The organism is Polaromonas sp. P3_B1, assembly GCF_056402935.1.
Window position 1 is genome coordinate 148,144 of sequence record NZ_JBFUGK010000001.1, and the last position, 13,239, is coordinate 161,382.

14 protein-coding genes are annotated in these 13,239 nt (G+C 65.5%); 6 read left to right on the forward strand and 8 right to left on the reverse strand.

From position 1 onward, the window contains the following. Positions 1-50 precede the first annotated feature (50 nt). Positions 51-395 carry a hypothetical protein gene (locus AC1DXS_RS00665; protein ID WP_477735670.1) on the forward strand — a complete coding sequence of 115 codons (345 nt, stop codon included), beginning with the start codon at positions 51-53 and terminating at the stop codon, positions 393-395. Between the two features lie 24 nt (positions 396-419). On the opposite strand, the gene AC1DXS_RS00670 is transcribed toward AC1DXS_RS00665, so the two are convergent. Then, a complete protein-coding gene (locus AC1DXS_RS00670; RefSeq protein WP_477735671.1) occupies positions 420-1,343 on the reverse strand; it encodes an HTH-type transcriptional regulator ArgP in 924 nt (307 codons plus the stop codon). 131 nt (positions 1,344-1,474) lie between these two features. Between AC1DXS_RS00670 and AC1DXS_RS00675 the strand changes: the two genes are divergently transcribed. Next, positions 1,475-2,107 carry a LysE/ArgO family amino acid transporter gene (locus tag AC1DXS_RS00675; RefSeq protein ID WP_477735672.1) on the forward strand — a complete coding sequence of 211 codons (633 nt, stop codon included), beginning with the start codon at positions 1,475-1,477 and terminating at the stop codon, positions 2,105-2,107. On the opposite strand, the gene AC1DXS_RS00680 is transcribed toward AC1DXS_RS00675, so the two are convergent. From AC1DXS_RS00680 to AC1DXS_RS00695, 4 genes are all read right to left on the reverse strand, one after another. Further along, positions 2,108-2,557 carry a DUF2214 family protein gene (locus AC1DXS_RS00680; RefSeq protein WP_477735673.1) on the reverse strand — a complete coding sequence of 150 codons (450 nt, stop codon included), beginning with the start codon at positions 2,555-2,557 and terminating at the stop codon, positions 2,108-2,110. Between the two features lie 37 nt (positions 2,558-2,594). After that, the gene (locus AC1DXS_RS00685; protein ID WP_477735674.1) at positions 2,595-3,527 is read right to left on the reverse strand and encodes a LysR family transcriptional regulator; all 933 of its coding nucleotides are present in this window, start codon (positions 3,525-3,527) and stop codon (positions 2,595-2,597) included. A 114-nt stretch (positions 3,528-3,641) separates the two neighbouring features. Beyond that, complete coding sequence (locus tag AC1DXS_RS00690; protein WP_477735675.1) at positions 3,642-4,868, reverse strand: CaiB/BaiF CoA transferase family protein; 1,227 nt, start codon at positions 4,866-4,868, stop codon at positions 3,642-3,644. Further along, positions 4,855-5,823 carry a hydroxymethylglutaryl-CoA lyase gene (locus AC1DXS_RS00695; RefSeq protein WP_477735676.1) on the reverse strand — a complete coding sequence of 323 codons (969 nt, stop codon included), beginning with the start codon at positions 5,821-5,823 and terminating at the stop codon, positions 4,855-4,857. Before AC1DXS_RS00695 ends, AC1DXS_RS00690 begins: the two co-directional genes overlap by 14 nt. A 105-nt stretch (positions 5,824-5,928) precedes the next feature. Here AC1DXS_RS00695 and AC1DXS_RS00700 point away from each other — a divergent pair, with 105 nt between their 5' ends. Further along, positions 5,929-6,657 carry an IclR family transcriptional regulator gene (locus AC1DXS_RS00700; RefSeq protein WP_477735677.1) on the forward strand — a complete coding sequence of 243 codons (729 nt, stop codon included), beginning with the start codon at positions 5,929-5,931 and terminating at the stop codon, positions 6,655-6,657. 7 nt (positions 6,658-6,664) lie between these two features. Here AC1DXS_RS00700 and AC1DXS_RS00705 read toward each other — a convergent pair whose 3' ends face one another. Both AC1DXS_RS00705 and AC1DXS_RS00710 read right to left on the reverse strand, forming a co-directional pair. Continuing rightward, a complete protein-coding gene (locus tag AC1DXS_RS00705) occupies positions 6,665-7,582 on the reverse strand; it encodes an aldose 1-epimerase (RefSeq protein ID WP_477735678.1) in 918 nt (305 codons plus the stop codon). 53 nt (positions 7,583-7,635) lie between these two features. Then, complete coding sequence (locus AC1DXS_RS00710; RefSeq protein WP_477735679.1) at positions 7,636-8,556, reverse strand: SMP-30/gluconolactonase/LRE family protein; 921 nt, start codon at positions 8,554-8,556, stop codon at positions 7,636-7,638. Between the two features lie 137 nt (positions 8,557-8,693). Between AC1DXS_RS00710 and AC1DXS_RS00715 the strand changes: the two genes are divergently transcribed. Further along, positions 8,694-9,506: an SDR family NAD(P)-dependent oxidoreductase gene (locus AC1DXS_RS00715; protein WP_477735680.1), complete on the forward strand. Its 813-nt coding sequence runs from the start codon at positions 8,694-8,696 to the stop codon at positions 9,504-9,506. Positions 9,507-9,660: 154 nt separating this feature from the next. On the opposite strand, the gene AC1DXS_RS00720 is transcribed toward AC1DXS_RS00715, so the two are convergent. Beyond that, positions 9,661-10,620, reverse strand: a complete 960-nt coding sequence (locus AC1DXS_RS00720) for a LysR family transcriptional regulator (protein ID WP_477735681.1) — start codon at positions 10,618-10,620, stop codon at positions 9,661-9,663. Positions 10,621-10,733: 113 nt separating this feature from the next. Between AC1DXS_RS00720 and AC1DXS_RS00725 the strand changes: the two genes are divergently transcribed. Beyond that, on the forward strand, positions 10,734-12,185 hold the full coding sequence (locus AC1DXS_RS00725) for an aldehyde dehydrogenase family protein (RefSeq protein ID WP_477735682.1): 1,452 nt from the start codon (positions 10,734-10,736) through the stop codon (positions 12,183-12,185). Positions 12,186-12,250: 65 nt separating this feature from the next. Beyond that, complete coding sequence (locus AC1DXS_RS00730) at positions 12,251-13,216, forward strand: ABC transporter substrate-binding protein (RefSeq protein ID WP_477735683.1); 966 nt, start codon at positions 12,251-12,253, stop codon at positions 13,214-13,216. Positions 13,217-13,239 lie beyond the last annotated feature (23 nt).

A 13,239-nucleotide genomic window follows, 5' to 3' on the forward strand; every position in this document is an offset into this window, starting at 1 on the left:
CCACGGGGAATTCGATTCCGGTTTCCCGCGTTTACATCTGGGATGCATCTATGAAAAAACTATTGACCCTGGTCGCTATGACCTTTGCCATGTCCATGGGCTTGTCGGCCACAGCCCATGCGGCGGGCGCCGAAGCCGACTGCGCGGCCAAGTCCGCCGAGAAAAAACTGGCGGGCGCCGCCAAGGCCAGCTTCGAGAAGAAGTGCATCCGCGACGCCGCCGCCGCGCCCAGCCCCGCCTGCGAGAAATCCGCCGCCGACAAGAAGCTTGCCGGCGCCGCCAAAAACTCGCATATCAAGAAATGCATGGCCGACGAGAAGAAGGCCTCGGCCCCCGCCGCCGCCGCTRCGCCCGCTGCCGCCAAGCCGGCTGCGGCAGCTTCGGCCAAGAAGTAAGCGGCCAGGGGCGGCATCGCCGCCCTAGTCCTGCAGCAAGCGCTCTCTGGCCGCCTGTTTGACGGCCTGGGTGAGCCGCTGCGCCGCGAGCGGTTCGCGCGTCCAGTGCTGCCAATAAAGCCGCACGTCAACCGCGCAACCCTGTAACACCTCCTGCAGGGGCGGGCGGTGCGCGCGCGCCGCCAGCAGGATATCGGGCACCATGCCCCAGCCCATTCCGAGCTCCAGCGCGAATTCGAAGGCATCGACGGCCGGCACGAAGTGGCGAGGGTAGAGCGCATCCTTCAACTTGAAATGCTGGGCCAGGAAGGTGTCCTGCAGCGCATCCTTGCGGTTGAAGATCACGGCCGGGCTGGCCAGCAGGCGATGGGCCAGGCGACTCGGGCCCGCCGCCTTGCCGCCCGCCGCAGGCTCGTTCCATTTCTCAAGCAGCGCCGGCGAGGCCATGCAGCGGTAGCGCATCACGCCCAGCGGCTCGGCCACGCAGCCGCGCATGGCCTGGGCCAGGGTGGTCACGCAGCCGGTGACGTCGCCGCTTTTGAGCGCGTCGTGGGTGTGGTCCTGGTCGTCCACCACCACGTCCAGCAGCAAGCCGTGGGCCTGCAGCACCGGCGCAACGCCCGGTAAAAACCAGCTGCTCAGGGAGTCGGCATTCACCGCCACGCTGAGGCTTTGCAGGCGCCCGCTCTTGCCGTCGCCCTGCAGGCCCGCCAGCAAATCCGATTCCATCAGGCGCAACTGCCGCACATGGCCCAGCAGGGCCTGGCCGGCCGGCGTGGCGCGCACCTGCTTGCCTCGCACCAGCAGGCGCTGGCCCAACTCGCCTTCCAGCGACTTGATGCGCAGGGAGACAGCGGCCAGCGTCAGGCTCAAGGCTTTGGCGGCATCGCCAAAGCTGCCGTGCTCAATCACGGCGGCCAGGGCATCAAGTTGTCGGGCGTCGAGCATGGCTTGCGTGAGTCAATTATTAATTGATGAATATGAGTTTTAGTTAATTTGGTTTAAGCATTATGGGCTTTGCCCGACACTGCGTACAGAGATATGGAACCCCTTGAACGTCGAGCAAACACCAAACACCCATGAATCCCCTTGCCGCCCCCGCCTTCCTGACCGGCATGGTCCTGAGCCTCTCGCTGATCATGGCCATAGGCCCGCAAAATGCCCACGTGATACGCATGGGCCTGCTGCGCCAGCACCTGTGGCTCACGGTCGCCGTCTGCGTACTGACCGACGTGGCGCTGATCGCCCTGGGGGTGATGGGGCTGGCGCAGTTGGGCGGCCTGTCCGACAAGCTGCTGGGCGCGATGACGGGCGCGGGCGCGCTGGTGCTGGTGGTCTATGGCGCGCAGGCGATGCGGCGGTTTTTGCAGCCGGCGCCGCAAGCGGCCGATGGTGCACCCCTTGCCGCCGAGGCCATTTCGCGCCGAAAGGCCATAGGCCTGGCGCTGGCGCTGTCCTGGCTTAATCCTCACGCGTGGCTGGATACGGCGGTGGTGATAGGCACGGCCTCGCTGGCCTATGCTCAGCCCGACAACGCGGTGTTCGGCCTGGGCGCCATCACCGGCTCGTTGCTGTGGTTCACGGGCCTGGGTGTGGCGCTGTGGTGCGTGGGGCGCAGGCTCAATTCACCGGCCGTGTGGCGCACCATGGACTTGCTGGTGGCGCTGATGATGTGGGTGACGGCCTTCTGGCTGGTTCGCGGTCTTCTTTAATTAGCCAAACCCCCGCGCCAGGAAAACGGCCGCCAGCGGAATAAACGGAAAGATGTGCGCCTGCACCATCACCAACCGGCGTGCTTTTTTGACTTCGGCCGCATCGGGCAGCGTGCCGTCTGCGCGCAGCGCGCGCCGCCAGCGCACAAACATCAGGGTCGGCTTGATGGAGATCAGGCCTATCACCAGGAACATGGCCAGCTTTAAATAAAGCAGGGGGTTGTGCGCATACCAGGCAGCGCCCTTGACGCCCAGGAACACGCGCGCCAGGCCGGTCAGCAAGACCATCCCGGCGGCGATGCCGTACACCATGTCCACCTTGCCCAGCCGTTCGACCACGGCGGCATTCAGCCATTCGACACGGCACAGCGCCGCCTCGCTCGCAAGAAAAACCACCATGGTGAATATCGCCAGCAGGTGCGCATAGGCCAGCAGGGATTCGAGGGTCATTGCAAGATCCTTTTCAGTCTCGGTTTGGGTGAAGGGCTCAGGCTTTGGTGGCGGCAGGGGCCGCCGGGGTGCGCCAGAACTCGGGCTGGCTGTAGTGGTGCTTCAGGAAGTCTACCCATAGCCGCACCCGCAGCGGCAGATGCTTGCGCTGCGGGAACACCGCGTAAATGCCGTTGGGCGGCGCGGCAAAGTCTTCCAGCACCGCCGTGAGCCGGCCGGCGGCGATTTCTGATTCAACCTCCCAGGTGCTGCGCCAGGCGATGCCGCAGCCGGCCAGGCACCAGTCGTGCAGGACCTGGCCGTCGGAGCAATCGAGCGGCCCGCCCGGCTTGAGGTGGATCAGCTCGCCGCCCACCTGGAAGGCCCAGCCCCGCGTCTGCGACGCATCGCTGGACAGCGTGAGGCAGTCAAAGCGTGCCAGCTCACTGGGGTGCTGCGGCGTGCCGTGGGTTTTGAGGTAGCGCGGCGTGGCCACGCAAAGGCGCCGGTTGTCGGCCATGCGCACGCTGACCAGTGAGGAGTCGGGCAGGTCGCCGACGCGCACCGCACAGTCAAAGCCTTCGCCCGCCAGGTCCACCACGCGGTCGCTGAGGTTCAGTGAAATGGTGACGTCGGCATGCTGCTCGCGAAAGCGGGTCACCAGCGGCGCGACGTGGCGCCGCCCGAAACCCGCCGGCGCGGTGATGCGCAAATGGCCGCTGGCCTTGACGCCGCCTGCCGAAACGCTGGCCTCCGCATTGGCCAGATCGGCCAGCAGGCGCTGGCAGTCTTCCAGAAAGGCGCTGCCCTCATGCGTGAGCGCGATGCGCCGCGTGGTGCGCACCAGCAGCTTCACGCCCAGCCGCTCTTCCAGCGCATCGAGGCGACGTCCCATGATGGCGGGTGCGACGCCCTCGGACTTGGCGGCCGCTGTCAGGCTGCCGCGCGCCACCACCGAGACAAAGGATTCCAGCTGCTTGAGTTTGTCCATGCCCAATCATTATGCGCACGAATGTCAGTAATCGACAGAGAATCTCCGCTTATTCCACCGCCTGCTTTGACGTGTGGCGCGAATACAAGACAGGGATTGCCGTGATTGAAAGGCTTATCGCGTGATGCCGCCGGCCTGCAGGGCCGTGATGGCTTCGCCCGAATAACCGAGTTCCTCCAGCAGCTCCCGCGTGTGCTCGCCCAGCCGCGGCGGGTTCATGCGCACGCCGGGCCGTTCGCCACCCAGCGTGAGCGGCAGCAGCACGGTGGAAGTCGCCTGCCCCGCGCGCTCGCCGTCGGTGAGCGTGATGGGGGCCAGCCCGCCGGTGGCTTTCAGGTGAGGATCGTCAAACAGGTCTTGCGGCCGGGTGATGGGCGCAAAGGGCAGCGCGTGTTGCTCAAACACCGCGGCCAGTTCGGCGGCGCTGTGCTCCGCCAGGCGCGAGCGCAGCAGGGGCATGAGCCAGTCGCGCGCGCGCACGCGGTCGTTGTTGCTTTGCAGGCGCGGGTCGGCGCGCAGCTCCAGCAGGCCGAAGGCCTCGCAGAAGATGGCCCACTGCGTATCGCTGACGACGGCCAGAAAAACCTGCTCGCCGCCCTTGACCGTGAACACGTCGTAGACCGCCCAGGCCGAGATACGGCTGGGCATGGGCGCGGCGGGCTGGCCGGTCACGGCGAACTGCATCATGTGCTGGGCCACCAGGAAGACATTGTTCTCGAACAGCGCGGCCTGCACTTCCTGGCCCTTGCCGGTTTTCTCGCGCGCGGCCAGCGCCGCCATGGCGCCTATCGCGCCGAACATGCCGCCCATGATGTCGTTGACGCTGCTGCCCGCGCGCAGCGGGTCGCCCGCGCGGCCCGTCATATAGGCCAGGCCGCCCATCATCTGCACCACCTCATCGAGCGCCGTGCGGTGGTCGTAGGGGCCGGGCAGGAAACCCTTGTGGCTCACGTAGATCAGCCGCTCGTTGAGTTGCGAGAGGCTGGCGTAGTCCAGGCCCAGCTTCTTCATGGTGCCGGGCTTGAAGTTCTCGCTGACGATGTCGGCCGTGGCGACCAGCTTGAGCACCAGCTCCCGCCCTTCGGCAGTCTGCAGGTCGACCGCAATGCTTTTTTTGTTGCGGTTGAACATGGGGAAAAAGCCCGCGCCCGAACCCAGCAGCTTGCGGGTGTTGTCCCCGGCGATCGGCTCGACCTTGATGACTTCGGCGCCCAGGTCGGCCAGCAGCATGCCGCAGGTCGGGCCCATGACCATGTGGGTGAATTCGACGACGCGCAGGCCGGCATAGGGCAGGGCCTTTGCAGGCTCGTTCAATGGTGTGCTGGTTTCAGGCACGGGCATCTCCCTGAACGTAACCCTTTTGCACAAAGCCCTTGGGCAGGCCCGCCTCGGGCGTCATGCCGTAAATCAATTCGCCCGGCAGCCCGGCCCTCAGGGGTTCCCGCGCCGCGATCAGCCTGCTGATATCGACGCCGGTCGAAACACCCATGGCCTCGAACATGAAGACCAGGTCTTCGGTGACCACATTGCCCGACGCGCCCGGCGCATAAGGGCAGCCGCCCAGGCCGCCCAGCGAGGCATCGAAGGTGCGCACGCCCTCTTCGTAGGCCGCCAGGCAATTGGCCAGGCCCAGGCCGCGCGTGTTGTGCATATGCGCCGCGCCGGCATGCTCGCCGATTTCTGCGCGCAGCCGGCGAAAGAGGCGCCTGACCTGCGCCGGGTTGGCGTAGCCGGTGGTGTCCGACAGGCCGGATTCGTCGGCGCCTGCCGCTATGCACTGCGCGGCAAGGCGAATGACGTCGTCCTCGGCGACCTCTCCCTGCAAGGTGCAGCCGAAGGCGGTGGAAATGCCGGCCTCGACTTTCACATGCGGTGCGGTGTCACGCCGTAAGGCCGCGACGGCCCGCACTTCCTCGACCATTTCTTCGCGCGTTTTGCGCACATTGGCCAGCGAGTGCGCGGCGCTGGCCGATACCGGCAGAGTCAGCTTGTGCACGCCGGCCGCAAGGGCCGCCTGCGCGCCGCGAAAATTGGGCACCAGCGCCATGACGGTCAGGCCCGGCAGGGTCAGCGCATGCCGCACCACCTCGGCCGCGTCGGCCATCTGCGGCAGCAGCCTGGCGGGTACAAACGAGGCGACTTCGATTTCGCGCAGGCCGGCGTCGTAAAGAGCGGTGATCCAGCGCAGCTTGGCGGCCGTCGGCATGACGGCCTTGACCGACTGCAGGCCGTCGCGCGGGCCGACTTCGCTGACCAGCACCTCCGGGGCTGTGCGGGAAAAGGAACTTGCGGGCATGCTTGATGTTCTGTAAGATAGAATACAGTTCTTTCTTATGAAATGGTCCGCTTTATGCGCCGGCTTGTCAAGTCCGGGCGGCGCGCGGGCCTTGAAAGGTGATCCATGCCCCGAAAAGCCCAGGTCGAATCCCTTGCCGACAGCCACGCCGCACCCGGCGGCGCCGCCGCCGTTGACCGCGCCCTGACCCTGCTGTCGGCGTTCCGCGCGGGCGATGTTTCACTCAGCCTGGCGGAGCTTTCCGGCCGCACGCAGCTCTACAAGAGTACGGTGCTGCGGCTGCTGGCTTCGCTCGAACACGCGCGATTGGTGCAAAAGCTCGTCGACGGCCGTTACGCCCTGGGCGCCGAAGTGGCGCGCCTGCACGGCGTTTACGCCGCGTCGTTTTCACTCGAACGCGTGGTGCTGCCGGTACTGCGCGAACTGGTGGCGGCCACCGGCGAAAGCGCCGCCTACCATGTGCGCCAGGGCGAGGCCCGCCTGTGCCTGTACCGGGTAGATTCCCCGCACCCGATTCGCGACCACATCAAGGCCGGCGACGTGTTGCCGGCCGACCGCGGCACCGGCGCTCGCGTCTTGATTGCGTTCGGCGCCGACAAGGCAAGGGCCGGGGTACGAAAAGACCAGCAGCTTTACGCCAGGATCCGGGAGCAAGGCTACTACACAGCCGTCGGTGACCGGCTGGCCGAGGTCGCCGGCATTTCAGCGCCGGTGTTCGCAGCCGACGGTGCGCTGGCGGGCGCCGTGACCTTGACCATGCCCAGCAACCGTTACAACGAACGCCAGGTGAAGCTGGTGCTTGAAGCCGCCCGCCGCTTGACCGGCCAGGTTTAGCCGCATCTCAGCCCAGGCTTTCGACGCGCCACTGGATCTTGAGCGAAAACCGCTCCCCGGGCCCCAGCACGCGCAGGCCGGGCTGGCCCGGAAGGTGGAAGGCATCGATGGGCTGGGTGATGGGCTCAAAGCAAAAGGCCGCTCCCTGCGGCGGCCGGTAGACCAGGCAAAAGTGCTGCGCCGCGCCGCCGTCCTTTTCAAAGTCCGGCATGCTGGCCGTGACTTGCAGGCCCAGCTCCGGCCAGGCGATGCTGGCTGTGCCGCCCCAGCCGGTGTAACCGTTGTCGATCAGCGGCCCGTTGGCCGGCGCGCCCTCATTCAGGTTCCAGCCCGCCGGGAAGTCGCTGGTGTGCGCCGTCGGCAGCGGGTCGTCGCCGCAGAGCCAGACGCCTTGCACCGGTGCGGTAATCCGCGTTTGCGCGGTGCGCGGAAACCAGGGATGCACGCCCAGCCCATAGGGCCGCGGCGTGACGCCCAGGTGCCGCACCTGCACCTTCTGGTCCAGCCCGCCGTCCACCAGCCGGAAGGTTTGCACGGCCTCGTAGTCATAGGGATTGCCGTCGAAGCCGTAGGACACCAGCGTCATCACCAGTGTGTCCTCAGCCGGCTGCGAAAGCTCCCAGGGTTGCAGCCAGCCGTCGCCATGAATGGGATAGGGCTCGCCTTTGCGGTTGGGCCGCATCCCATAAAACTGGCCGTCATGCGTGAAACCGCGGCCGCTGATGCGGTTGGACCACGGCACCATGGCGAACGATGCGGTCTGGTAAAGGTCTTCGGTTTTGCCATCCCAGGGACGCCAGAGGTCCAGCGGACCTTGCGGCCGGTCAAGCTGCCAGGCGGCGACGCTGCCGCCCAGCGAAGGCAACAAGCCCAGGCGCTGGCCGGCGTGGCGCAGCCAGGCAACGGGATGCGCGGAGTCGGTCATGGATGGAGGTCTTTCACGGTGAAGTCAGGTCAATGATGTTTTTGTGCGCGGCCTCAGCCGCCGAACAGGCCCGCAGGCCTGCCGGGGCTGCCCATGGCCACCGCGAAGAGGCCGCCAGCCAGCGGTTCGGCGGCGAGTTGTTCGGGCGTGAGGCCGATGCGCGCGCTGGTCACAAACAGCGTGCGCATGTCCGGCCCGCCAAAAGCGCAGTTGGTCACCTGGCTCGCCGGTATGGCCACGCGGCAGAGCTCACGCGCCGTGACCGGGTCGTGGCAGCTGACGCAGCCGCCGCCCCAGTGGGCAATCCACAGGCGCCCGGCGGCGTCCGTGGTCATGCCGTCGGGCACGCCGTCGCCCGGTGCAAAGGCCAGCCAGAGCCGTTTGTTGAACAAGGTGCCGGCTTCGGCATCGAAGTCATAGGCATGGACGCGGCCGTTCACCGTGTCGTTGAAATACAGGGTGCTTTCGTCGGCCGACCAGGTGGGGCCGTTGGTCACGGCAAAACCCTGGTCATGGCGCGAGCAGCGGCCGTCGGGGTCATAGCGGTACAGGGCGCCGGTGGGCGCCACGCAGTCGAAGTCCATCGTCCCCGCCCAAAAGCGACCCTGGGCATCGCACTTGCCGTCGTTGAAGCGGTTGCCCGGCAAGCCGGGCTCAGGCTGGTGCAGGTAATGCGGCTCCGTGTCCGAGTCCGGATCAAACAGCGCGAAGCCGCGCCGCAAGGTGACGATCAGGCCGGGCGCGTCCGCGCGTTCGGCCAGCGCGGAAATCTCCTCGCCAAAAGACCAGCTGTCGCGCCCGCCGGTGGCCGGGCGGAAGCGGTGCAGCCGGCGCGCAAGAATGTCCACCCAATACAGGCACTGGCCGCCCGGTGACCACAGGGCGCCTTCACCCAGCAAGGCCTCGGCCGGATGAATGCAATCCACCGCGCCATGCACCGGCGGGGCTGCCGGCGTGTCCAGAATCGATGTCAATCGTGTCTCCGTATTTGGGTGTCAAATGCCCCTGGTACCGGTTTGGTAACCCGCGGCCTCTTGACGCGGTGCATGATAGCAATGCATAGTAATACTGAAAAATCATTATTTTCATATTCATAGATACACATATTGCAATGTCAAACATTTCCAGCCCTGCTCCCTTGCGCGCCGCCCCTGCCAACGACACCCTCTCCCTCTTTCCCAGCCTTAACAAACGACCGGTTTTCGTGACCGGCGGGGGCAGCGGCATAGGCGCCGCCATCGTGACGGCCTTTGCGCAGCAGGGTGCGCGCGTTGCTTTCATCGACGTCGCACAGGAAGCCAGCGAAGCGCTTGCGCAGCAGCTCGCGGACGCGGGGCACACCCGCCCATGGTGGCGCGCCTGCGATGTACGGGACGTGGCCGCGCTGCAGTCGGCGATCACTGACGCAGCAGCAGCCGTGGGCGATTTCTCGGTGCTGGTCAACAACGTCGCCAGCGACGACCGCCACAGCCTGGAGTCCGTCACGCCTGATTACTATGACGACCGCATGGCGATCAATGAGCGGCCCGCCTTCTTCGCGATCCAGTCGGTGGTGCCGGGCATGCAGCGGCTGGGCGCCGGCTCCATCATCAACCTGGGCTCCACGGGCTGGCAGGGCAAGGGCGTCGGCTACCCCTGTTATGCCATCGCCAAGTCTTCGGTGAACGGCCTGACCCGCGGGCTCGCCAAAACACTGGGCCGGGACCGCATCCGTATCAACACCGTGTCGCCGGGGTGGGTCATGACCGAGCGGCAGATCAAGCTCTGGCTCGATGCCGAAGGCGAGAAGGAGCTGCAGCGCAACCAGTGCCTGCCCGACAAGCTGCTGCCCCACGACATCGCGCGCATGGTGCTGTTCCTGGCCTCCGATGACGCCGCCATGTGCACCGCGCAGGAGTTCAAGGTGGATGCCGGCTGGGTTTAACACCCTCCCCCGGGGCGCCTTAGACGGTACGCAGAATCAGCGACGCTGACGCTGATGYGGCCTGCAAGGCACACTGGCGGCCCGGCCCTTCGACAGGCTCAGGACAGGCCAAAGCCGGTTCCGCGGTGTCCCTGGCCTGGGCCGCGCGATTCTTTTAGTCTGCTTCCAGTCTTCGCCCATACAGCGTCAGGCTCGCCGCCTTCAGCGCCTTCATCATGACCTTGGCGGCGGGTGAAGGCAGCCGGTCGGTGCGGGTGATGATGCCGAAGGCGTCCATATGGCAGGGCATGTCCAGCGGCACGATCGAGACAATGCCGTGCGCGGCGTAGTACCGCGCCACATCGGCCGCGACCACGGCCACCATGTCGCTTTGCTGCAGCATGCGCGTGATGAAAAGAAGCGCTGAGGACTCCACCACATTGATCGGCGGCGCGAGCCCGTCCTCCTGGAACATCAGCTCGAAGCGGTGGCGCAGCACGCTGCCCGCGGGCGGCACGATCCAGGCCGCCCCCACCACGTCGCGCAGGGTCAGGCCCGACACGCCCAGCAGCGGATGCCCCGGCCTGGCCATGGCGCACACCGGCTCCTCGACCAGGGGCTCGTAGCGCAAATTCGTCTTGTCGTGCTCGGCGAAAAGGCGCGCCACGAGGATGTCGAGCCTGCCCTGCTCCAGCCGCTCCAGCAGCACCGGGCTGGTTTCGATGTCCAGGGAGATGCGCAGGCTGGGGTGCTCCTGCTTGACCACGGCGACGGCCGACGGCAGCAAGGCCAGCCCCGGCGAGGTGATGGCGCCCACGCCGACCTGGCCGAAGTGCCCGGTCTTGAGCGCGGCGAGTTCGTCATGCGCCTGGTTCAGGCTGGCCAGCGCCATGCGCGCATGTCGGATCATGGTTTCGCCGTACCAGGTCGGCCGCATTCCGCGCGGGAGGCGCTCGAACAGCGGGACTTCCAGCACATCTTCGAGATCCTTGAGCAGTTTGGACGCGGCCGGCTGCGTCATGCTGAGCACCTGCGCCGCGCGGTGGATGTTGCCCTCTTCAGCGAGCGCGACAAGTAACAACAATTGGCGGGTTTTGAGCCGCGCGCGCATGAACCAGTGGTTATAAGTGCTCATCGGGTTTTCCAGAATGCGTAGAACGATATGCATTTTGTCAAAAAAACGATTGGATTGATATCAAAATCAACCCTAGACTGCGCCGTGACCAAAACAAGGCTTACGGGGCTTTCATGAAACTCGGCGAACTGCAGCAAACCGCCCGGCATTACATCAACGGACGCTGGGAAACCGGCACCACCACCGGCATCAGTACCAATCCTTCCGATACCCGGGAGGTGGTGAGCGAGTACGCGCGCGCAGACCGCAACCAGACCGAAGTGGCCATCCGCGCTGCCTCTGAAGCCCTGCCGCACTGGAGCCACAGCACCCCGCAGCGCAGGGCCGACGTGCTCGACCAGATCGGCAGCGAAATCCTGGCGCGCAAGGATGAGCTCGGCATGCTGCTGTCGCGCGAAGAGGGAAAGACCCTGCCCGAGGGCGTGGGCGAAGCGGCGCGGGCCGGTCAGATCTTCAAGTTTTTCGCGGGAGAAGCGCTGCGTGTGCAGGGCGAGACTATCGCATCGGTGCGGCCCGGCATCCAGGTCGACGTGACGCGCGAACCCGTCGGCGTGGTCGGCATCATTGCCCCCTGGAATTTCCCGCTGGCCATCCCGGCCTGGAAAATCGCACCGGCCCTGGCCTACGGCAACACCGTGGTCTTCAAGCCCGCCGAGTTGGTGCCCACCTGCGGCTGGGCGCTGGCCGAGATCATCAGCCGCTGCGGCCTGCCCGCGGGCGTGTTCAACCTGGTCATGGGCAGTGGCCGGGAGGTCGGGCAGACGCTGGTCGACCACCCGCTGGTCAATGCGCTGAGCTTTACGGGATCGGTAGCCACCGGCGAACGCATTCTGCAGTCGGCCTCCGCGCGCCGCGCCAAGGTCCAGCTTGAAATGGGCGGCAAGAATCCGCTGATCGTGCTGGCCGACGCCGACCTGGACCGGGCCGTCGAGTGCGCGGTTCAGGGCTCGTACTTTTCCACGGGCCAGCGCTGCACCGCCTCAAGCCGGCTCATTGTGGAGGCGTCCGTTCACGACGCATTTGTGGCCCGGCTGCGCCACCAGATTGCGGCGCTCAAGGTGGGCCACGCGCTGGAGCGGGGCATCGAGATGGGCCCGGTGGTGGACCGCGGCCAGCTTGAACTGAACCAGTCCTACCTGGAAATCGGGCGCAATGAAGGCGCCGAGCATGTGTGGGGCGGTGAGCTGCTGGAACGCCCGACCCCCGGGCATTACATGAACCCCGCGCTGTTCCTGGCCAAGCCGGAACACCGCATCGCACGCGAAGAAATATTTGGCCCCGTGGCCTGCGTGCTGCAGGCCGATGACTTTGAGCACGCGCTGGCCCTGGCCAACGATACGCCCTTCGGCCTTTGCGCGGGCATCTGCACAACGTCGCTCAAGCACGCCATGCACTTCAAGCGGCATGCCGAAGTCGGCATGACCATGGTGAACCTGCCCACCGCCGGCGTCGACTTTCATGTGCCCTTTGGCGGGCGCAAGGGATCGAGTTACGGCCCGCGCGAGCAAGGCCGCTACGCCGCCGAGTTTTACACCACGGTCAAGACCGGCTATGTGCTGGCTTGACGGTCCGGGCCGCTGAAGATCACGAGAGAGTTGTTAGTTTGTATTTCAACCAAGGAGACAAAAACATGAAGATCCATCGTCGCGCACTCGCGGTCGCACTCGCTTGCGCCCCCTTTGCAGGCCTTCTGCCGGTTTCGGCACAGGCGCAGAAACCCATCGTGCTTGGCTTTAGCCAGGTCGGTGCGGAAAGCGAATGGCGCACCGCCAATACCGAGTCCATCAAATCGGCCGCCAAGGACGCGGGCATCGAGCTCAAGTTCTCGGATGCGCAGCAAAAGCAGGAGAACCAGATCAAGGCGATCCGCTCCTTCATTGCGCAAAAAGTGGACGTGATCGCGTTCTCGCCCGTGGTGGAGTCGGGCTGGGAGACCGTGCTGCGCGAGGCCAAGGCCGCGAAGATTCCGGTGGTGCTCACCGACCGCTCGGTCAACGTCAAGGACACCTCCTTGTATGTCTCCTTCATGGGCTCGGACTTCGTGGAGGAAGGTCGCAAGGCAGGGCGCTGGCTGGTCGAAAACATGAAGGGCACGAGCGGCCAGGTCAACATCGTCGAGCTGCAGGGAACCGTGGGTTCCGCGCCGGCCATTGACCGCAAAAAAGGCTTTGAGGAAATCATCAAGGCCGACCCGAAGTTCAAGATCATCCGTTCGCAAACCGGTGATTTCACGCGGGCCAAGGGCAAGGAAGTGATGGAGGCTTTCCTCAAGGCCGAAGGCAAGAAGATCAATGTGCTCTTTGCGCACAACGACGACATGGCCATTGGCGCGATCCAGGCGATTGAAGAGGCGGGGCTGAAGCCGGCCAAGGACATCACCATCATCTCGATCGATGCCGTGAAGGGAGCCTTCGAAGCCATGATGGCAGGCAAGCTCAACGTTTCCGTGGAATGCAGCCCCTTGCTGGGCCCCCAGCTGATGGCTGCGGTCAAGGACATCAAGGCAGGCAAGCAAGTTCAGAAACGAATCGTTACCGAAGAAGGGATTTTTCCGATGGAAGTGGCGGCCAAGGAATTTCCCAAGCGTAAATACTGAGCTGCTGCCTGTAATGGCGCGTT